Here is a 20,029-nt window from a genome sequence, read left to right on the forward strand (position 1 = left end):
GGAGTCAGCCGGCCCGGCGGCCGCCCGACGGTGGCCGGGGCAGGACGATCGGCGTGCCGGTGAGCGGGTCGTCGATGACGGCGCAGCTGAGCGAGAACACGGATTCGATCGTGCCGGGCTGCAGGACGTCGGCGGGCGGACCCTCGGCGGCGATGCGGCCGTCCTTGACCGCCACGAGGTGGTGGGCGTAGCGGCCCGCGAGGTTCAGGTCGTGCAGGACGAGCACGGTGGTGCGGCCGAGCGTGGCGTTCAGGTCGGTGAGCAGTTCGAGCAGGTCGACCTGGTGAGTCAGGTCGAGGTGGGCGGTGGGCTCGTCGAGCAGCATGACGTCGGGGTCCTGGGCGAGTGCGAGCGCGAGCCATGCCCGTTGCCGCTGACCGCCGGACAGTTCGTCGACCGGCCGTTCGGCGAGGTCGGTGATGCCGGTGGCCGCCATCGCCGCCGTGATCGCGGTGTCGTCGGCGTCGGTGTGGTGGCGGAACCAGCGCTGGTGCGGGTGCCGCCCGCGGCCGACGAGGTCGGCGACGGTGATGCCGTCGGGTGCGAGGGGCTGCTGGGGAAGCAGACCGAGGCGCCGGGCGAGCGTTTTGGTGGCGAGCCGCGCGATGTCCTGCCCGTCGAGCAGGACGGTTCCGCGGCGCGGGGTCATCAGCCGCGCCAGCCCGCGCAGCAGCGTCGACTTGCCGCTGCCGTTGGCGCCGACGATGACCGTGATCCGGCCGGGTGGGACGGCGACGGAGACGTCCTGCACGACGGGCGCCGCGTCGTAGCCGAGGGTGAGCCCCTCGGCCGACAGTTCCGTGGCCGGCTGCGTCGTGGCCGGCTGTTCCGCCGGGCACGCGGTCGAGGTCGGGGGCGTTGTCGAGGTCGTGGTTGTGGTCGTGTCCGGGTTCATCCGGTGTGTCCGATCCGGTTGGCGCGAGCGAGCAGGTAGAGCAGGACGGGGGCGCCGAGGACTCCGGTCACGGCGCCGACGGGCAGTTCGGTGGGTGCGAACAGCAGCCGCGCGACGAGGTCGGCGCCGGTCACGAGCAGTGCACCCGTCGCGGCCGCAGGGCCGAGCGCCGCCGACCTGCCCGCCAGCAGCCGCCGCGTGATCTGCGGGGCGACGAGGGCGATGAACCCGATCGGCCCCGCCGCCGCAGTGGCCATGGCCGCGAGGGCCACTGCGGTGATGATCAGGGCGAGCCGGATCCGATGTGCCCCGCCGATGAGTGTCCTGGCCAGGTCGTCGCCGAGTTCGAGGACGCGGAGGTGCCTGCCCAGCACCAGCAGCACGGGAACGGCCGCCGCCAGGGTGGCGACGATGATCGTGACGTGCAGGGCGCCACGGTTGGCGAGGCTGCCGGTGAGCCACGACGCGGCGCTGAGCACCTGGTGATACTCGGCCCGCACGAGGAGGTAGGAGATCGCCGACGAGAGCATCGCCGCGATGCCGATGCCCACCAGCACGAGCCGGTAGCCGTTCAGCCCGCGATTGAGTGCGACGAGCACGATCGCCGCGGACGTCAGCATCGCCCCGGCCAGCGCCCCGAACACCAGCGACGCCCCGGCGCCGCCGACGACGGTCATCACGAGCAGTGCACCGAAGGACGCGCCTGCGTTCACCCCGATCACGTCGGGGCTCACCAGCGGGTTCGCCGCGATCCGTTGCAGGATCGCGCCCGACAAGGCGAAGGCCGCGCCGACCCCGAGACCGGTCACCGTGCGGGGCAGCCGGTCCCGGACCACCACGTCGTACTCGATGAGCGTGCCTCCCCCGCCGAGCACCCGCAGTGTGTCGGCGAGCCGCAGGTCGAACTCGCCGAGGCCGAGCGAGGCCACGGCGAGCGCCAGCGCAGCCAGCCACAGCGCCGACGTCAACAGCGCCGAGCGCCTGCTCAGCCGCAACGCGACGGTTCCGCGGGCGGCGTGCACGACGACGGTGTCCCGGGCCGTCACAGCTGCGCCACCTTCCGGCGGCGCACCAGGTAGAGGAACAGCGGCCCGCCCGCGAGCCCGGTCACGATGCCCACCTGCAGTTGCTCGGGCTGCACCAGCAACCGGCCCGCGACGTCGGCGAGGAGCAGCAGGGCCGGGCCCAGCAGAGCCGACAGCGGCATGATCCACCGGTAGTCGGGGCCGACCAGCAGGCGTGCGATGTGCGGAACCGCCAGGCCGACGAACGCGATGGGCCCGGCGATCACGGTCGCCGCACCGGCGAGGAGCAGCACCGATACCGCCGCGAGCACGCGGACCGCCACCAAGCGTGTCCCCAGGCTGCGCGCCATGTCCTCGCCCAGCGCGATCGTGTTGAGACTGCCACCGACCGCCAGCGCCAGCACGAGGCCGATCGCCAGGACCGGTCCGACGGCTGTGGCCTCCGCCCCGGCACGGGTGAGCGAGCCGACGGCCCAGAACCGGTACTCGTCCAGCGTGGCCGCGTCGAGCAGGGTGATGATGGTGGTCATCGAGCCGACCATGGCGGTGAGCGCCGCCCCTGCCAGCGCCAGTTTGACCGGCGTCGCTCCGCCCCGGCCGAGCGATCCGAGGACGTAGACGAAAAGGGCGGCGGCTCCGGCCCCGGCGAACGCGAACCACAGGTGGCCGCCGGCCGCGGTCACCCCCAGTGCGATCGCGGTCACCACGGCCAACGACGCGCCCGCGTTGATGCCCAGGATTCCCGGGCCCGCCAACGGGTTGCGGGTGAGGCCCTGCATCACCGCACCGGCTACGCCCAGTGCACTACCGGCCAGCAGGCCCGAGACGGTCCGCGGGATTCGCACGTGCCACACGACCGTCTCGACGTCCCCGTGTCCCGGCGAGACGAGCGCCGACAACACGCCCGCCGGCGAAACCGGATAGTTTCCGACCACAAGGGACAGTGCGCACGCAGCGGCGAGCAGTGCCACCGTCGACACCGCCCAGGCCACTGTGGACCAACGCCCGGAGCTGCGCCCCTGCACCCGTGTTGCCTGCGGTGCCGGCGCTGCTTGTGGTTCCGGCGCCGTCCCGGGCACGCCACCGCTCGGCGACGCGTCCCCGGCGGCGGGCGACGGGCTGTCTACCGGCCGCGCCGCCTCGGTCGCGGAGCTCCCCTTGTTCACCGGGTTTCCCTCAGTCGACGAGAGCGGGGTGCAGCACGGACGCCACCAGTTCGATGCTGTGGGCGGCGCGGACTCCGGCGCTGCGGTCGGCGAACAGGAACGGGTGCACCGCCCTGTCCTGCACGGCGGTGACGCCGGAGAGGGCCGGGTCGCGCAGGATGGCGTCGACCTCGGGGCGGGCGTCCTGTTCGGTCATGCTCGCGTCGCAGCACGCGTCGGTGAGGATGACGTCGGGGTCACGCTTGACCAGTTCCTCGGCGCCGACGTCGATGTTGCGCTTCCTAGACAGGTCGGCGAAGGCGTTCGTGCCGCCTGCCCGTTCGATGATGTGCGAGCCGAAGTCGATGCCGCTCGCGATGCTGTAGCTGCCGTCCTCGTTCGGGGACACGATGGCGACCGACGGCCGCTCGGCGTCGGCGACCTGCTTCTCGACGGCGGCGATCCGCTGCCGCATGTCGGCGATCACGGCGTCCGCCTTGTCCTCGACGCCGAACAGGGCGCCGAGGTCGCGCAGGTCGCGGTAGATGTTCTCGACCTTCACCGTGGCCGGGTCGATCGACTGGTCGGTGAGGCCGTCCTCGCTGGGGCAGAGCGGCGAGAGGATCCAGCTCTGCACGCCGACCCCCCGCAGACTGGCACGTGTGCCGACCGAGCTGTCCGCGCTCTGTTCCGCGAAGAATCCGTTGAAACCCGACAGCACGAAGTCCGGTTTCTTCTGCAACAGCGCTTCTCTGCTGGGAAGACTGGGAACGTAGTCCACATCGGCCTGACGGTCGGCGTACTCCGGCAGCACCTTCGCGTCCAGGAACGCCGTGCCCACGATCCGGTCGCTCACACCGAGGGCGTGGGCCAGTTCGATGGCGGGTTGGTAGGCGGCGTAGATGCGCTGCGGCGGATCGGCCACGGAGACGTCGATGCCGCAGTTGGTCCTGCTGATCGCACCCCCCTCGGCCGAGGCGGAGTCCGGTGGTGGCGGCGCGCAGGCAGTCGCGGCGACCAGGACCGCGGCGAACAGGGAAACGATCGCGCCAGGGTTACGCCTCCGGCGCAGTACAGGATGGCGTCTCCGGCGCAGGGTGATTGTGCGCCTCCGGCGCAGAGTGAACGAATCGCGCCTTCGGCGCAGCGGCAATGACATCGTCAGCCCGCCCCTCCAGGTCCTCGTGGATCGGGTCATCGGTGTGCGAGCGGGTCGCACGGTGCCGTGGCCGGTCTCCTGGCTGACGGGTCGTACGCGCTGCGCCTGCCTTCCCGGAACGTTCGTTCCAGTGGCTTGCATGCTGAACGGCACAGCACTTCCCGAATCACAGTGGCGAGGGCCGCTCCGGTTTTCCACCGGATTCCCGTGCACCACGGCGGTGTGAACCTAACAGACCCACACGCCACCCGGGGTGTGTCGGCACCCACACGGCGCAGAATGCCCTGGTCGAGGTTTCGACCGGCCCCGCACCGGCAACCTCCACCCTGCAGAGTCCCCGGGTGAAAGAAGCGGACGGATGCCCCGCAACGTTGCACAGAAGCTGATCGCCGATCATCTCGTGGCCGGCACGATGACGCCGGGCGAGGAGATCGCGCTCCGGATCGATCAGACGCTGACCCAGGACGCGACCGGCACGCTGGTCATGCAGGAGCTGGAGGCCCTCGACCTGGACCGGACCCGCGCCGACGTGAGTGTCCAGTACGTCGACCACAACCTGTTGCAGGCCGACGAGCGCAACGCCGAGGATCACGCGTTCCTCCGTTCGGCGTGCCGCCGGTACGGCATCTGGTACTCGAAGCCGGGCAACGGCGTGTCACACCCGACGCACATGCAGCGGTTCGGCGTGCCGGGCGCGAGCATGGTCGGTTCGGACTCGCACACCCCGGCGGCCGGCTCGCTCGGGATGCTGGCGATCGGGGTCGGTGGACTGGACGTGGCCACGGCAATCGCCGGTGAGCCGTTGTACGTGCGGATGCCGGAGATCTGGGGCGTGCGGCTGACCGGTGAGCTTCCGCCGTGGGTGTCGGCCAAGGACGTGATCCTGGAGATGCTGCGCAGGCACACGGTGTCCGGGGCGGTGAACCGGATCATCGAGTACCACGGACCCGGTCTGGACACGTTGTCGGCGATGGACCGGCACGTGATCGCGAACATGGGCGCCGAGCTGGGTGCCACGACGACGGTCTTCCCCGCCGACGACGCGGTGCGGCGATTCCTGCGCACCGAGGGCCGGGAACGGGACTTCGTGGAGGTCGCCGCCGACGAGGCGGCAGAGTACGACGTCACCGACGAGATCGACCTGTCGACACTGGTGCCGCTGGTCGCGAAGCCGTCGGCGCCGGACAACGTCGTCGAGGTGCGCGAGGTGGCCGGTACGCCGTTGGGGCAGGCGATCATCGGCTCGTCGGCCAACCCGGGGTTGCGCGACTTCGCGATCGCCGCCGCGATGGTGCGCGGCAAGCAGACGGCCGGTGGGGTCAGCTTCGACATCAACCCGACGTCGCGGGAGATCTTCGCGGATCTGACGAAGATGGGCGCCACGTTCGATCTGGTGTCGGCGGGTGCGCGGATCCACCAGGCGGGGTGCATGGGGTGCATCGGGATGGGACAGGCTCCCGCGGTGGGGCACAATTCGCTGCGCACGTTCCCGCGGAATTTCCCCGGTCGTTCGGGCACGCCGGAGGATTCGGTGTGGCTGTGCTCGCCGGAGACGGCCGCGGCGAGTGCGCTCAAGGGTGTGATCACCGATCCGCGCGATCTGGGGATCGAGGAGCCCGCGCTGGCGCTTCCCGAGCACGCGACGATCAACCCGGACATGCTGGAGGAGCCGCCTCCACCCGAGGTGTCGCGCCGCGCGGAGCTGACAAAGGGTCCGAACATCTCGTCGCTGCCGGAGTTCCCGCCGTTGCCGGATCGGGTCGAGGCGCCGGTGCTGCTGAAGGTGGGCGACGACGTGTCGACCGACGAGATCTCCCCCGCCGGGGCCGCCGCGTTGCCGTACCGGTCGAACGTGCCCGCGCTGGCGGAGTTCACGTTCACGCGGATCGACGCCGATTATCCGGCGCGGGCGCAGGAGACGGCCGGCGGTTCGGGGCACGTGATCGTGGGTGGCCGCAACTACGGCCAGGGTTCGTCACGGGAGCACGCGGCGATCACGCCACGGCATCTGGGCCTGCGCATGGTGATCGCGGTGTCGTTCGCGCGGATCCACTGGCAGAACCTGGCGAACTTCGGCATCCTGCCGGTCGAATTCGCCGGCCCGGACGACTACGCCCGCATCGACGCCGACGACACGCTGGTCGTCGAAGACCTGCGCCGGCTACTGGGCGAGCCGGATGCCACGCTGTCGGTGTTGAACGCCACGAAGAACCAGCGCTACGAGGTGCGGCACACCCTGTCGCAACGCCAACGCGACGCCGTACTCGCCGGTGGGAAGATCCCGTTGTTGGCGCAGGGGTCGGCGACCGTGTCGTGAGCGGCTGGTTCGTTGGTGGATGTCCTCGTTCATCATCGGCCACGGCGGCGCCGCCTGGGGCGGTGTCGCGCTCGGCGGTGACGACGGTGGCGACGTCGCACGGTTCGTCGCCGTGCGGATGGTTCGTCGAGGGCTCCGGGAAACAGCCACGGTGCGACGGTGACCGCGACGGCGACGGCGAAGTCGGCGAGGACGCGCAGGGTGCGGCGGATACGTCTCACGACCGCACCTCAGATCGCGTACGGCCACACGGTGAGCGCGTAGGCCGAGAACCAACAACCTGCCGCCGCGGCCACGCCCGTCACGACGAGGGCCGTACCGGTACGCCTGTCGGCGAGCCCTGCCGCGACCGGCAACAGCAGCACGGGCACGGCGACGAGCAGCAGGCGTGGTGTGCTGATCACCAGCCCGCCCGACCCGGCGGCGAGGACGACGCTTCCGGCGGCGAAGGCGGTCAGTGGCCACGGGGCGGGCCGCGCCGCCAGTACGGCGGCGAGGACAGCGGCGCCGACGGTCACGGCCGCACCGATCAGGTCGTACGGATGCACTTCGCCGCCGAACGCGCCCGTGATCCAGTCGAGCGTGTCCACGCCCCAGTCCCAGGACACGCCCCATCCCCGGAGTTGAATCTCCTGCCACGTGTGCCCGGTCGCCAGGTACACGGCCAGCCACCAGCCGAGCAGGCCCAGCGGTGCGAGCATGGCACCCGCGGCTGCCCGCCACCTGTCACGCCGGGTCCATGCCGCGTGCAGTGCGGCCACGACGACGATGACGATCAGCACGGCCGCCGACGACCGGGTCAGCCCGGCGGCCAGCGTACAACCGCCGGCGAGCAGCCAACGCCGCTCGAGGACGCCGACCAGCGCCCACAGTGCGAGTGCGGTGAACGTGGCCTCGGTGTAGACCATCGACAGCACGCCCGACATGGGGGCGCCCGCCCACAGCGCGACGAGCAGCAGCCCGACGCGGCGTCGCGGGTCGACGTGGCCGGCGATGCGCATCACGGCGGGCACGGCAGCGACGCCCGCGAGGGTCGACACCACGAGACCCGCCGCGTCGAGGGAGATGCCGAACGTGGCGACGATCGACATCGCCGCGGGGTACATCGGGAAGAACGCGTACGGAGCGTCGGGGTACGGCTCGCCGTCGATGTCGAGGCTGAATTCGCCGTGACCGGCGTAGCCGTGTTCGGCGATGCCGAGGTACCACTGGCCGTCCCACGCCGTCATCCGGTCAAACAGACTCGCGTCGTGGACGGCGGACATCGCGGCGAGTACTGCGACGCCGACGAGCCGCAGCGCGAGATACACGAGCACGGGCGGTGCGGCGCGGCGAATGCGGGCGGCGGCCGTGTTCGCCGATCTGCTGCCGATGTGGGTCACGTGCGGTCCAGTCCTCGTCTTCGTCGGGATCGTCCGCACATTCGTCGGTGATCGGCCCGGGGTTAACGGGGACATTCATCCGTTATGCGCGTGAAGCCGGCGTCGGCGCTCGGCCGTACGGGGTGAGGACGCCGCCCGGACGTCTCGTGCGCGCGCTCGTGTCGGTGGCCACGGCTACGGTCGGTTGCATGCTGACGACGCTGGCCGTGCAGAACTACCGTTCGCTGCGGGATCTCGTGCTGCCGTTGGCGCAGCTGACCGTAGTGACGGGCGCCAACGGCAGCGGCAAGTCGAATCTGTATCGAGCGTTGCGCCTGCTGGCGGACGCGGCGCGCAGTGGGGCCGTCGCGGCATTGGCTCGTGAGGGCGGCTTGCCGTCGACGTTGTGGGCGGGTCCCGAAACGATCGGCCGCGCGGTGCGGGAGGGCAGCGCGCCGCCGCAGGGCACTGTGCGGACGAAGTCGGTGGGTCTGCGGCTCGGCTTCGCCGGTGACGAGTTCGGCTATGCGCTCGACCTGGGGATGCCGGTCCCGGACAAGTCGGCGTTCAACCGGGATCCGGAGTTCAAACGGGAATGCCTGTGGAGCGGCCCGGTAATGCGTAAGGCCGCGTTGTTGGCCGATCGGGACGGCCCGGTGGTGCGGACCCGGGACCAGGACGGAGCATGGGGCCGCGAGCCGCATCGGATCGCGGTGACCGACAGCATGCTGACGTCGTTCGCCGATCCACGAGTCTCACCGGAGGTGCTGGTGGTGCGGGAGCGGATCCGGTCGTGGCGGTTCTACGACCATTTCCGCACCGATGCCGACGCCCCGGCCCGCCAGGTGCGCGTCGGGACCCGCACTCCGGTGCTCGACCACGACGGTGGCGATCTGGCCGCTGCGTTGCAGACGATCGAGGAGATCGGCGACAGGGACGCGCTGCACACGGCGGTCGAGAACGCGTTTCCGGGCTCCCGGCTGTCGGTGCGGGTCGGTGAGGACGGCCGGTTCGAGCTGCAGCTGCACCAGTACGGGTTGTTACGGCCGTTGTCGGTGGCGGAGCTGTCGGACGGGACATTGCGGTACCTGTTGTGGGTGGCAGCGTTGCTCAGTCCGCGCCCACCTGAGCTGCTCGTGTTGAACGAACCGGAGACGAGCCTGCATCCGAGTCTGCTGCCGGCGTTGGCAGCGTTGATCGCGACGGCGGCAGAACGCACGCAGGTCGTCGTGGTGAGCCACGCCCGCGAGCTGGTCCGGTCGGTGGAGGCGGCCACCGACGACGCGAACCTGATGGAGCTGGAGAAGGAGTTCGGCGCGACGGTGCTCGCCGAGCGGCCGGGCGTGCTCGACCGTCCGACATGGCACTGGCCGAAGCGGTGAGCGACGAGCCGACGCTCACGAACTGATCGTGCACGAAGCCGTGGCCACAGCCAAGTCTCGGACTGCACCCACCAGTCAGGGAAGCTGCCCGGACAACACCCGCACGATCCCCTTCATGTCGACACCGAAAGGGGCGATCCGGTGACCGGCCCACGCCCAACGGCGCGGGCCGGTACTCATGTCACCCTGTCCGGTTCAGCCGCCGAAGCCGTCACAGGATGCCGTCGCGTACTGACCGTTGGCGGTGCTGGTCTTGGCGTTCTCACCGTCGACGGTCACCGTGCAGGTCACGCTGCCGCCCTCCGCACCGGTCATGACGGTGAGACTGCCACCCTTGAACAGACCCTTCGTCGTGAGATCCTTCGACCACGGCAGCTCGGTGACGTTCTCCTCGCTCGTCGACGTCGTCCCGTCGCCGTACGTGGTGTAACTGATGGTGGCGTTCGGCGCGTCACCGGTGACCTCGTAGTGAATCGCGACTTCACGGTTGGCCTCTTTGTCGACCTCGTTGGCCGCGTTGCCGAAGGCAGTGAGCCACAGGATGCAGATGACCAGCCCGACAGCCGACACCACGACACCTGCGATCGAGAGGCCCTTGTTGGTCGCTTTCCCGCGTCGGGCCCTGCTGAGCCCGATCGACGACAGAATGAGCCCGAGAATGACCAGCGGCCAGGCAACCACGCCGATCAAGGGCAATGGCGAGAAGATCAAACCGATCAGGCCGACGACGAAGCCGCTGGTACCGAGTCCGTTGCGCGGCGGCTCCCCACGGGGCGGCTCGACGGCTCCTGACGAGGACGAATATGGCGTTGGTGTGGACATGGTGACACTTCCTTTATGATTCGAACGCCGAACCGTTGAGCTGATGTCGACGTCGAGTGGGGACGGGTGCGGTTCCGCCCGCTCTCTGGATTCGCCCGAGCGGGCGCGGCGAGCAACCGTCCGATAGGGACGGTCGCCACCGGAACCACTGGGTCATTCCTGAAACCACATGCATGAGCCGTCGACGTTGAAGAACTCACCCTCTTCGACAGTCACCGACGCCTTGCCCATCGGTGTTCCGTTCGTGATGACCGACTCGAACTCGCCCGAGTCGTCGCGGGTGCGCTCCCAGTAGCAGCCCGCCAGGTCACCCGGCTCCGGCCCGTCGGTCACGTACCTACCCGGCGGTGTGTCCACACCAACCTGGTACATCCCCATCATCAATCCCACCTCCTCCGACTCGCCCGTGGTGGCATTCGGTGCCGGCTCGGCCGGTGCGGACTCGGTGACGGTCTCGGTCTCGGTGACCGGCGGCGGGGCGGACTCCGTCACAGTCTCGGTGCTCGGCGGCGCAGACTCCGTCACGGTGTCAAACACCGTCTCCGCGGGCGCTGCTGCAGAGGAAACCTGCTCCCCATCGGCGAAGCCAACCGACACGGCACCGATCCCCACACCCAACAGCAGCGCCGCACCTATCGCGACCACCAGCGGCCACCGCCTACGCCGCGCCATGACATCACCCGTGCGCACCCGCATGATCGTTCTTCCTTCCAGGAACTTGCTCGTCGAGCGCAGCGGAATCACCGGGGCCGTGGGCGCTATCGCCGGGACGACCGTCCGGCAAGGTGTTGATTACCAGCTGTCGACGCATTCGGCAATTCGATGCCTTGTCCTGCTCAAACCCCCAAGAAAACCGACCCAGTAGAGTTTCGGATCATTGTCGAATCCGAACCTGTCTCAGTTCATCGCTTCGGCACCGAAAAACGCAACACCCAAGTACAATTTCTCGACCGGAACAGCTTTGTGGTTCGGCAAATTGGACCGCATCCGGAGAACCTGCACTCGTCGGACGAGAGCCGGGTCAGCGAAATCACGGGCATGGCAGCAGGTACGAGAAGGCAGCGCACTCATCAGTACGTCCACTCCCAGCCGGACGGCCCGTTCGCCATCGCTCCCGGGTCGAGGGCGAGCGTGCCGCTCGCCTCGGGGACGACGATCTCGATGGTGCCGCTGTACTTCTGGTTCACGCCGAAGTTGGACGAGAGCTCGTCCTCGAAGTCGGTGCACGACCCGATATCCGCCGGGTGCGACACGCCGTCGGCCCCGATCTCGACGAAGCTGAACGGATTGACCACGCCTGCCGCGTCCATGGCCGCGAGCTGATCGCTGCCGGTCGCGACCCGCACGTGCAGCAGCAGCGTGTGACCGGATTCAGGTGGCATGCCGTAGGCGTGGCAACCCGGGTCGACCTCGATACTGTCGATGGCGAACGACGTCCCGCTGGACCCGCGGGCGTCCCCGGGCGGCCCGACCCAGGCCTTGTCCTCGAGCTGCATGGGAATGTAGTTGCGCTCGTTCGTCTCGGGCTGCGTCACGTCGTCGACGGACGTCGAATCGGGCAAGGACGGTGCGGATTCGATCGAGGTCGACGTGTCCTCGAGGGAGGCGTCGAACTCGTCGGTGATGCGGTCCAGCTCCTCGACCGCATTCTGCTGCACCACCACCGTGACGGCCACCGCGGCGACGCACAGCACGACGCCGATTCCCGCGACGACCTTCTTACTCCCGAACAGGGCGATGATACCGAGAACGAGGCCGACGCCTGCGGCGATGGCGGTGATGTTGTTGAAGATGATCACGGGTGATCCGACGAGGCCGACGATCCCCAGGATCAGACTCGACCACGCGAGACCGACGAACTTCGCGGGCTTCTGCTGCATGCCGGGACTCTGCGGGGCGGGGCCCTGCGCACCAGGAGGCGTAAAGGGCGGCTGCTGCGAGTACGGGTTGTCAGACATGGTTGTCCCCACTTCGGTAGTGCAAGAACTGCGGTAGGCGATGACTGCGGTGGTGCGTGAGCTGTTCGGTGGAGCGGAAAGCTGAGGTACCCGGATTTCCTGCCGGGAATGCGCGGGAACCGCTACGCCGCGCAGGACTGAGAGGTAAGAACGCGGCGTAGTTTTTCGAGCGCTCGGTGTTGCGTGACCCGTACCGAGGCGGGTGTCGAACCGATGGCGCGTGCCGTTTCGTCAGCGGACAGCCCGGCCACGAGCCGCAGCACGAGAATGTTTCGCTGCGATTCGGTCAGCCCTTCGAGAAGTTTTTCGAGCCGCTGACGTTCGTCGGCCTGGAGCGCCACGGCCTCCGGCCCGGGACGGATGTCCACAGTGATCGGCAGGTCGTCCATCGGTGTCGTGGGTTCCCGCTGCCGCTTGCGGTAGAAATCGGCGACCTTGTGCGAGGCGATGCCGAACATGAACGACGTGAACGCGGAGCGGTCCGGCCGGTAGGACGGCAGCGCCTGCATCACGGCGATCAGCACCTCCTGCGTGATGTCGTCGGCGGAGGCGTACGTGCTGAGCCGTCCACCCACTCGCGCCCGGCAGTACCGGGCCACCCGTGGCTGGATCGCCCGCAGCAGCGCCGACACGGCGGTCCGGTCACCGTCACGGGCGGCGAGGGCGAGCTCGTCGAGATCTTCCCCGGATTCCATGGCGACTCCCAGTAGTGGTGTTCGGCCGCAGATACAGCGACCCGACCTGTTGACGTTCATAGTTCAGCACACGTCGATGTTCACAGTCAACAGTGCTTCTTGATTCTGATACGCTCACAGACCAAGACACTTGGGAGGTGGCATGTCAGACGAGGCGTGGGTGACGGCCGCGGAGATCGCGCGACTGGCGAACGTGGGACGGGCAGCCGTGAGCAACTGGCGTAAGCGGCACGCGGACTTCCCCGAGCCCGTCGCGGGAGCGCGCGGCGCACCGACGTTCCGGCTGGACGAGGTGCAGCGCTGGCTTCGCGCGCAGGGAAAACCGATCGGACCGTCGCCTGCCGACGTCGTGTGGCGTGCGCTCGCCGCGGGCCGCAGTGACGCCGTCCCCGTCGAGCTGGCCGCCGACATCGCCGACCACCTGACCGGTCACTGGAACGTCGACCTGCCGGGGGAGGTCCGTGCGGCTCTGGAGGAGCTCGACGACACGCCCCCCGGCGAGGTGATCGAGGAGCTGTGTACACGGATTTTCGACCGACAGCAGCGGCAGCACCTCGTCACTCCCCCACCGCTCGCGGAGTTGATGATGGGGTTGGCCGGCGAGCCGAACTCGGTGTTCGACCCGGCCTGCGGTGCGGGCAACATCCTCCGGGCCGCCGCGGCGGCCGGCGCGGAAACCCTGTTCGGACAGGAGATCGACGACGCCATGTCCCGGATCGCGCGCGCTCGCCTCGCCGAACACGACGACGTCGAGGTCGCGACCGGGGACGCGCTGCGCCATGACGTGTTCACAGGCCGGCGATTCGATGCGGTCGTGTGCGACCCGCCGTTCGGTTACCGCGATTGGGGGCACGAGGAGCTCGGCCTGGATCCGCGGTGGGAGTACGGCCTGCCGGTGAAGGGCGAGCCGGAGTTGGCGTGGGTGCAGCACTGTCTCGCGCACGCCGAATCCGGCGGATCCGTGGTGGTGGCGCTGCCGGCGAGTGCAGCGGGGCGCAGGTCGGGACGGACGATCCGGCAGGCACTGCTGCGGCGGGGCGCGTTGCGCGCGGTCGTGGCGCTACCAGCGGGCGTGTTGATGTCTACGGGCATCGCCTTGCACCTGTGGGTGTTGCGGGATCCTGCCGAGCAGGCCGCGGAGCCGGTGTTGCTCGTGGACACAACGCGGCATCGGCCGTCTCGGCGCGGCCACGTCGACTGGAATGCGATCGAGCGGGATGTCGTGGCGGCCTGGCACGAGTTCTGTGAACACGGCGCGGTCGAGGAGGTGGCGGGGCGGCACCGGACGGTGGAACCGATCGAGCTGCTGGACGAGGACGTCGACGTGACGCCGTCGCGGCACCTGCCGCAACCGCTTGCGGAGGTCGATCTGGGCGCGTTGGAGCGGGAGCGCGACGAGCTGGCACGGACGCTCTCGGAGTTGGACGACTTGCTACCTGCGGTGCGGGAGGCGACCGGCCGTGCGGGCATGTATTCGACGATCAACGACCTGGGCCGCGCCGGGGCGCTGACGTTGCGGCAGCGCACGAGCCCGTTCGACACGGCCGAGGACGGCGACGGTCCGCGGGTGTTGACGGGGCGTGACGTGGCGACCGGCCAGGAACCGACGTTGCGCTACGCGGGCGACGACCCCGGCGAGCTGACGCCGTTGCAACCGGGTGATCTGGTGGTGCCGCTGGTGGCGGCGGGTGACGGCACACCGTCGACGCTGGTGGTCGAGGCCGCGGATCTGGTGCTGGGTCCGAACCTGTCGCTGCTGCGGGTGGATGGCGACAAGCTGGACGTGCATTTCCTCGCGGGCCAGTTGCGTGCGAGCAGCCGGGCGCGGGCGCTGAGCACGACGGCGTCGGGCGTGCACCGGCTGGACATCCGCCGGGCGGAGGTGCCGGTCCTGCCGCTCGACCGCCAACGCGAACTGGGCGAGGCGTTCCGCAAGCTGACCGAATTCGAGACCCGCCTACGCCGGGCCGGCGACACGGGCCGCCACATCGCGACCCACCTCACCACCGCCCTCGCCGACGGCACCATCGAACCAGGCGAGTAGGCACGTTGCGCCTCAGGCGCAACGTTTCCGTCCATGACGAGTGCCGATCATCGCGAGGTGGAAGCCGCGTCAACGGACGGCCGTTCAACTGTTCGATTCCTGACCGGTCCGCGAGAGTGCAACACGTCCACGCAAGTGCACCATGCGTCTGCTTGAGCGGACGACACGCGGCTCTGATCGCGCGTACCCACGTTCCACGAGGGCGCAGCACAGTCCCCGGAAAGGGGAACACGGACCCCTGAAACGTCAACACGCGCCCCGGAAAGTGCAACACGGGCCCCTGGACCCGCAACACAGCCGCCGCGCAGGGCGGCCGGAGAAGCCGCGAGGCCTGGCCAGCCGCCGGCCCCGCGGGTCAGCCGGACTGGGAGGCGCCGGCGTTGGCCAGGGGGAGGATCGGGTAGGCGACGCGGACGCCGGCGGCGTCGAGGCCGGCCTTCAGGTGGGCGCGCAGGTCGCGGCCGATCGACCACTGGTCGCCGGGCTGTGTCATGACCATGACCCGCACCGTGACGGCACCGTTGCCGATGCCGACCACACCGGTGATGTCCGGGCGCTCGATGATCTTCGGCGCGAACGCCGGGTTGTCGGCGAACTCGTCGATGCTGCGCTGGATGACGGCCTTCGCCTCCTCCAGGTTCACCGAGTAGTCCAGCGGCAGCTCCACGACCGCGTTCGCCCAGTCCTGGTTCATGTTGCAGACACGCATGATCTCGCCGTTGCGCACGTGCCACAGCCCGCCGTTGAGGTCGCGGATCTTCGTGATCCGCAGCGTGACCGCCTCGACCGTGCCGACGGCATCGCCCACGTCGACGACGTCGCCGACGCCGTACTGGTCCTCGACCATCATGAAGATGCCGGACAGGAAGTCCTGGACCAGGCTCTGCGCGCCGAAACCGATCGCCAGGCCGATGACACCGGCGCTCGCGATGATCGGGCCGATGTTGATCCCGAACTGGCCGAGGATCGTCACGAACGCGATCCCGAAGATCACGAACGACGCGACGCTCTTGAGCACCGACGCGATCGTGCCCGCCCGCTGCCGCTGCCGTTCGCCGCGACCGTCGTTGCTCTGCTTGATGACCCGGCTCGCCGCCTTGGCCTTCGCCTTGTCGATCCGCTCGCGAGAGTTGACCATTCGCTTGGCCAGCTGGTCGATCACGCGGCCGACGATCGCGCGCAACACCAGGGCGATCACCACGATGATCGCGATGTTGATCAGACCGGACACCATCTCCGTGGAGTTCTCATTGAACCAGTCCACGAACGCATTGGCCTGGACACGAGGCATGGGCACGGGTCTCCCCTCTTCCGCGGGCAGCGGACACGACGTCACCTGGCAGGGTAGGCAGCCACCCACCGGCCCTCCGCACGCGGGGCGCCGTCGAGGCCGTAACCGTCCTGTGACCAGCCGATCCGGGCGCGGGCCATCGAAGATCCGGGGCGCGGGCCGTCGAAACAGCACCTGCGGACGCGCAACGACAATGTCATCCGTGTCTTCACCGGCAACGTCCTCGCGTTCGCCATCCGAAGGCAGCGCGGCGCACCCGCATTGCTGACAAGCCTCCTGCGACCCCCTGTCCGATCGGACAGGTACCCGCTACCGCAAACGGAGGGTGTGCCTGCCGTCCGACCAGCACTAGCCTGAGAACAGTCCAGCACCGCGGCTGGAAGATGAGGAGGCGTTTCCGCGTGCTTCATCCGACCCGGGCCGCGCCGGAACTGTCCGACGACGTCGGGCCCCGCGCCCGGCTACCGCGACTGCCGGCCCCGCCGCCCATCGAACCGGACGACCGGAGCGCCGAAGACCGGGGCGCCGAAGATCGGGGCGTCGAAGATCGGGGCGTCGAGCTGGCAGGCCCCGGCACTGCGCCCGCATACCCCGACCGGTCCACGGGGCTGGCGAAGTTCCACGTGCCCGAGATCGTGTTCGGCCCGCACGCGCTGGCCGAACTCGGCCACTGTGCGCTGCGCGTCGGCGCGCGCAGGCCGTTCCTGGTCACCGACCCCGGCATCGTGGCGGCAGGCTGGGCCGCCGAGGCCGTCGACCACCTCCGCGGCGCCGGGCTGCAGCCCGTGGTGTGGTCGGAGGTGACGCCCAACCCCAAGGACGGCGAGATCGCCGCCGCCTACGAGCACTACCTCGACAGCGGCGCCGACGTCATCCTCGCCGTCGGCGGCGGCTCCTGCATCGACGCGGCCAAGGGCGTGGCGATCCTGTCCTCCAACGGGGGGACGATCCTCGGCTACGCCGGAGTCGACAAGGTGGTGCAGCCGATCCCGCCGCTGGTCATGGCGCCGTCGACGTCGGGAACGGGCGCCGACGTGTCCCAGTTCGCCGTCATCACCGACACCGAGCGGCACATCAAGATCACGATCATCAGCCGGACGCTCGTGCCCGAGATCTCGGTCATCGACCCGCGACTGCTCACGACCATGCCCGAGGAGCTCAACGCGGCCACCGGACTCGACGCACTCACCCACGCCGTCGAGGCCTACGTCTCGCGGGCGCACAACCGCCTCACCGACCACCACGCGCTGCACGCCGCTCACCTGATCACCGGCAACCTGCGCGACACGACGCTCCAACCGCGGCGCGCCGCCCCCCGGATCGGGATGGCTCAGGGCGCCCTCGAAGCAGGCATGGCGTTCACCAACGCCATCCTCGGCATCACACACGCCATGAGTCACCAGGTCGGCGGGCTGCTCGACGCCCCGCACGGCGTGCTCAACGGCGTCCTGCTGCCCCACGCGATCCGGTTCAACGCCGCCGAGGACCCACACCGCTACGTGCCCCTCGCCGCGGCCGTCGGCATCGACGTCGAAGGCAGGCCCGCCGACGAGGTGGCCGACGGGCTCGCCTCGTTCATCCGCACGCTGGCCGACGACGTCGGCGTGCCGAAAGGCCTGTCCGACCTGGGCGTCAGCGAGGCCGACCTGCCGACCCTCGCCCGCACCACCCTCGCCGACGCCTGCCTCGCCACCAACCCGCGGGAGGTCGACATCGCCGACGTGTTCGCCCTGTTCCGGCAGGCCCTCTGACCGGGGGACGCCGTGACGCTCATGAACGCTGTGAGGAACCGATGACCTCGTCCGCGCACTCCAGTTCCAGGGACAGCCGCTCCAGGGACAGCGGCGCTGTGCGCTCCGGCTTCGGCCGCGACGAGGCCGACCTGGGCGCACTCACCGGCGTGCGCTCGGGCAAACGCTCCTTCTACCCCGAGTACGTGCGCTCGGCCGAACGGCTGGAGAACGCGGTGCGCGCCCTCGACAGCATCTCGCGGGCACTGGTCCGCACGGCCGAAGGTCCACGCGAACTCGTCGAGGCCGTCGCGGCCGCGGCGGCGGACCACCTGCGCGCGGAATGGCTGCTGGTCGCGGTCGCCGACGGGGCGCTGCAGGCCGCGCGGCCACGGTTCCTCGTGCTCCACGGCGGCGAACTGATCGACGACGAACGGTCCCTGCCCGCCGAGGCCCTCCCCCACCTGCACGTGCTGCGGGCACGGCCGTGGGAGGCCGAGGACGAGCCCGGCGACGGCATCGTGCGCGTGTCGATGACCCTGGACGGCGAGCCGATGGGCGGCATCGCGGGGCTGCCAGGCAAGGCGGTCGAGGTCGCCGACACCGACCTGGCCATCCTGCGGGTGCTCGCCAACCAGGCGGCGGTCGCGCTGCACAACTCGTTCCTGCTGCACGCGGCGACCACGCTGCGCGGCAAGACCGAACGGCTCTCCGAGGCGGCCGAACAGCAGGCCAAGGAGCTCGCCGACACGCAGCAGCGCCTCATCGAGTCGATGCAGCGGCAAGCGCTGGACGACGAACGGCACCGCATCGCCCGTGAACTGCACGACAGCGTCACCCAGGACGTGCTGTCGGCGGGCATGACCGTGGAGGTGTGCCGGGCGGAACTGGCCGCCGGCGGCGATCACGACGCACTGGTCGATCAGCTCAGCGCGGCCAAGGACCTCACGGGGCACGCGGTCGAGCGGCTGCGCGCCGCGATCTACGCGCTGCACAACGGTGCAGAGGAACCTCCCGGATCGCTGCCCGTGCTGCTGGAACGGCTCTCGTCGGTGCACCTTCCCAGCGACCTGAAGGTGCAGGTCCGCATCGTGGGCAGCCCCGTGCCGCTGCCCGGCGAGGTCGAACACTCACTGCTGCGGCTCGCGGGCGAGGCGCTCTTCAACACCGTCATGCACACGACCGCCGACGAAGCGCTGGTGCGGCTGCAGTACCTGCCGGAGCGGATCGTGCTGTCGATCTCCGACAACGGCGAGGGCGACCCGGCCCAGCTGCGCAGGACACTCAAGCTCACCGCGGCGACCGACCTGGCGGGCGTGCACCGCGGCCTGGCGAACATGCAGGGCAGAACCCGCGAACTGGGCGGCACGATGTCGATCCGGCGTTCCGAGCTCGGCGGGATCATGCTGGTACTCGATATTCCGCTCCCCCTGCGGAGGCACGGAAAGGCGGCATCATGAACACCCCACCGTCCAGGGCGATGCACCCGGACCCTGCACCGGCACAGCGCCCGAACCGCGACGCCGAACGGCTACCGGACACCCGCAAGCAGGACACGGGCAGGCAGGACCGGCTGAGCATCGTGCTCGTCGACGACCACGCCATCGTCCGCCAGGGTCTGCGATCCATTTTGGACCGCGAGGAGGACATGCGGGTGGTCGGTGAGGCCGCGACGGCCGCCGAGGCGCGTACGGCGCTCGAACAGTTGCGCCCCGCCATCGTGCTGCTCGACCTCAAACTCGGCACCGGCTCCGACACCGAGGGCCTCGACCTCTGCTCGGAGATCACCCGGCGCTACCCGGAGGTCGGCGTGCTCGTGCTGACCACGTTCCTCGACGACGCCTACGTGCTGGAGGCCGTGCACCGCGGCGCGAAGGGGTACGTCATCAAGGACGTCGACACCAGCGAACTCGTCTCGTCGATCCGGACGGTCGCGCGTGACGAGAGCGCGTTCGACTCACGGTCGGCGTCGGTGATGGCCCGTTCGCTCCGCACGACACCGGAGGAACCCGCGCTCACCGAACGCGAACACCGGGTGCTCGAACTGCTCGCGTCCGGACTGAGCAACCGCATCGTCGGCACGACGCTGTTCATCTCCGAGACCACGGTCAAGTTCCACGTCCGCAACATCATGCGCAAACTCGGCGCCTCCACCCGCGCCGAAGCGGTCTACGAGGCCAGCAAGATGGGGCTCATCTGAGGCAG

The 20,029-nt window shown here is 69.7% G+C and carries 17 protein-coding genes and 1 riboswitch; of the genes, 7 read left to right on the plus strand and 10 right to left on the minus strand.

Annotated elements, in window-relative coordinates; genetic code table 11:
- Positions 1 to 4: 4 nt before the first annotated feature.
- The 4 genes from LY12_RS10705 to LY12_RS10720 all read right to left on the minus strand — a co-directional run bounded on the left by LY12_RS10705 (position 5) and on the right by LY12_RS10720 (position 3,990).
- Complete coding sequence (locus LY12_RS10705; protein WP_253855593.1) at positions 5 to 895, minus strand: ABC transporter ATP-binding protein; 891 nt, start codon at positions 893 to 895, stop codon at positions 5 to 7.
- The gene (locus LY12_RS10710; RefSeq protein WP_253855595.1) at positions 892 to 1,941 is read right to left on the minus strand and encodes a FecCD family ABC transporter permease; all 1,050 of its coding nucleotides are present in this window, start codon (positions 1,939 to 1,941) and stop codon (positions 892 to 894) included. Before LY12_RS10710 ends, LY12_RS10705 begins: the two co-directional genes overlap by 4 nt.
- Positions 1,938 to 2,900, minus strand: a complete 963-nt coding sequence (locus LY12_RS10715) for a FecCD family ABC transporter permease (protein WP_253855597.1) — start codon at positions 2,898 to 2,900, stop codon at positions 1,938 to 1,940. The genes LY12_RS10710 and LY12_RS10715 overlap by 4 nt, the downstream gene beginning before the upstream one ends.
- Before the next feature lie 196 nt (positions 2,901 to 3,096).
- A complete protein-coding gene (locus LY12_RS10720) occupies positions 3,097 to 3,990 on the minus strand; it encodes an ABC transporter substrate-binding protein (protein ID WP_253855599.1) in 894 nt (297 codons plus the stop codon).
- Positions 3,991 to 4,275: 285 nt separating this feature from the next.
- Positions 4,276 to 4,456: riboswitch (cobalamin riboswitch) on the minus strand.
- A 126-nt stretch (positions 4,457 to 4,582) separates the two neighbouring features.
- Here LY12_RS10720 and LY12_RS10725 point away from each other — a divergent pair.
- On the plus strand, positions 4,583 to 6,541 hold the full coding sequence (locus LY12_RS10725; protein ID WP_253855601.1) for an aconitate hydratase: 1,959 nt from the start codon (positions 4,583 to 4,585) through the stop codon (positions 6,539 to 6,541).
- Between the two features lie 19 nt (positions 6,542 to 6,560).
- Complete coding sequence (locus LY12_RS10730; RefSeq protein WP_253855603.1) at positions 6,561 to 6,704, plus strand: hypothetical protein; 144 nt, start codon at positions 6,561 to 6,563, stop codon at positions 6,702 to 6,704.
- 67 nt (positions 6,705 to 6,771) lie between these two features.
- Here the strand turns inward: LY12_RS10730 and LY12_RS10735 are convergent, their stop codons facing one another.
- Entirely contained in the window at positions 6,772 to 7,923 is a 1,152-nt protein-coding gene (locus tag LY12_RS10735) for a putative hexosyltransferase (protein ID WP_253855605.1), read from the minus strand.
- A 188-nt stretch (positions 7,924 to 8,111) separates the two neighbouring features.
- Between LY12_RS10735 and LY12_RS10740 the strand changes: the two genes are divergently transcribed.
- Entirely contained in the window at positions 8,112 to 9,284 is a 1,173-nt protein-coding gene (locus LY12_RS10740) for an AAA family ATPase (RefSeq protein ID WP_253855607.1), read from the plus strand.
- Positions 9,285 to 9,479: 195 nt separating this feature from the next.
- Here LY12_RS10740 and LY12_RS10745 read toward each other — a convergent pair whose 3' ends face one another.
- From LY12_RS10745 to shbA, 4 genes are all read right to left on the minus strand, one after another.
- Entirely contained in the window at positions 9,480 to 10,106 is a 627-nt protein-coding gene (locus tag LY12_RS10745; protein ID WP_253855609.1) for an MmpS family transport accessory protein, read from the minus strand.
- Between the two features lie 153 nt (positions 10,107 to 10,259).
- On the minus strand, positions 10,260 to 10,802 hold the full coding sequence (locus LY12_RS10750; protein ID WP_253855611.1) for an Rv1352/Rv1906c domain-containing protein: 543 nt from the start codon (positions 10,800 to 10,802) through the stop codon (positions 10,260 to 10,262).
- Positions 10,803 to 11,176: 374 nt separating this feature from the next.
- Positions 11,177 to 11,986, minus strand: a complete 810-nt coding sequence (locus tag LY12_RS10755) for a hypothetical protein (RefSeq protein ID WP_253855613.1) — start codon at positions 11,984 to 11,986, stop codon at positions 11,177 to 11,179.
- A gap of 200 nt (positions 11,987 to 12,186) precedes the next feature.
- Positions 12,187 to 12,759, minus strand: a complete 573-nt coding sequence (gene shbA, locus LY12_RS10760; protein ID WP_253855614.1) for an RNA polymerase sigma factor ShbA — start codon at positions 12,757 to 12,759, stop codon at positions 12,187 to 12,189.
- Positions 12,760 to 12,901: 142 nt separating this feature from the next.
- Between shbA and LY12_RS10765 the strand changes: the two genes are divergently transcribed.
- Positions 12,902 to 14,803 (plus strand): N-6 DNA methylase, encoded by a 1,902-nt coding sequence (locus LY12_RS10765; RefSeq protein ID WP_253855615.1) that lies wholly within the window; start codon positions 12,902 to 12,904, stop codon positions 14,801 to 14,803.
- A gap of 355 nt (positions 14,804 to 15,158) precedes the next feature.
- Here the strand turns inward: LY12_RS10765 and LY12_RS10770 are convergent, their stop codons facing one another.
- Complete coding sequence (locus tag LY12_RS10770) at positions 15,159 to 16,094, minus strand: mechanosensitive ion channel family protein (protein ID WP_253855616.1); 936 nt, start codon at positions 16,092 to 16,094, stop codon at positions 15,159 to 15,161.
- 401 nt (positions 16,095 to 16,495) lie between these two features.
- Here LY12_RS10770 and LY12_RS10775 point away from each other — a divergent pair, with 401 nt between their 5' ends.
- Genes LY12_RS10775 through LY12_RS10785 form a run of 3 tightly spaced genes read left to right on the plus strand, consistent with a single transcriptional unit; the run spans position 16,496 to position 20,024 of the window.
- Positions 16,496 to 17,845 carry an iron-containing alcohol dehydrogenase gene (locus LY12_RS10775; protein WP_372493494.1) on the plus strand — a complete coding sequence of 450 codons (1,350 nt, stop codon included), beginning with the start codon at positions 16,496 to 16,498 and terminating at the stop codon, positions 17,843 to 17,845.
- A 41-nt stretch (positions 17,846 to 17,886) separates the two neighbouring features.
- On the plus strand, positions 17,887 to 19,284 hold the full coding sequence (locus LY12_RS10780) for a MadS family sensor histidine kinase (protein WP_253855617.1): 1,398 nt from the start codon (positions 17,887 to 17,889) through the stop codon (positions 19,282 to 19,284).
- On the plus strand, positions 19,281 to 20,024 hold the full coding sequence (locus tag LY12_RS10785) for a MadR family response regulator transcription factor (protein WP_253855618.1): 744 nt from the start codon (positions 19,281 to 19,283) through the stop codon (positions 20,022 to 20,024). Before LY12_RS10780 ends, LY12_RS10785 begins: the two co-directional genes overlap by 4 nt.
- The last annotated feature ends 5 nt before the right edge of the window (positions 20,025 to 20,029 follow it).

The organism is Prauserella alba (assembly GCF_024171735.1).
GTDB classification, from domain to species: domain Bacteria; phylum Actinomycetota; class Actinomycetes; order Mycobacteriales; family Pseudonocardiaceae; genus Prauserella; species Prauserella alba.

Excerpts from the sequence above, each read along its gene's own strand:
- LY12_RS10730 (WP_253855603.1), top strand. The coding sequence starts at position 6,561 with ATGTCCTCGTTCATCATCGGCCACGGCGGCGCCGCCTGGGGCGGTGTC.
- LY12_RS10785 (WP_253855618.1), top strand. The coding sequence starts at position 19,281 with ATGAACACCCCACCGTCCAGGGCGATGCACCCGGACCCTGCACCGGCA.
- LY12_RS10765 (WP_253855615.1), top strand. The coding sequence starts at position 12,902 with ATGTCAGACGAGGCGTGGGTGACGGCCGCGGAGATCGCGCGACTGGCG.
- LY12_RS10750 (WP_253855611.1), bottom strand. The coding sequence starts at position 10,802 with ATGCGGGTGCGCACGGGTGATGTCATGGCGCGGCGTAGGCGGTGGCCG.
- LY12_RS10780 (WP_253855617.1), top strand. The coding sequence starts at position 17,887 with ATGACCTCGTCCGCGCACTCCAGTTCCAGGGACAGCCGCTCCAGGGAC.
- LY12_RS10745 (WP_253855609.1), bottom strand. The coding sequence starts at position 10,106 with ATGTCCACACCAACGCCATATTCGTCCTCGTCAGGAGCCGTCGAGCCG.
- LY12_RS10740 (WP_253855607.1), top strand. The coding sequence starts at position 8,112 with ATGCTGACGACGCTGGCCGTGCAGAACTACCGTTCGCTGCGGGATCTC.
- LY12_RS10705 (WP_253855593.1), bottom strand. The coding sequence starts at position 895 with ATGAACCCGGACACGACCACAACCACGACCTCGACAACGCCCCCGACC.
- LY12_RS10770 (WP_253855616.1), bottom strand. The coding sequence starts at position 16,094 with ATGCCTCGTGTCCAGGCCAATGCGTTCGTGGACTGGTTCAATGAGAAC.
- LY12_RS10755 (WP_253855613.1), bottom strand. The coding sequence starts at position 11,986 with ATGCAGCAGAAGCCCGCGAAGTTCGTCGGTCTCGCGTGGTCGAGTCTG.
- LY12_RS10725 (WP_253855601.1), top strand. The coding sequence starts at position 4,583 with ATGCCCCGCAACGTTGCACAGAAGCTGATCGCCGATCATCTCGTGGCC.
- shbA (WP_253855614.1), bottom strand. The coding sequence starts at position 12,759 with ATGGAATCCGGGGAAGATCTCGACGAGCTCGCCCTCGCCGCCCGTGAC.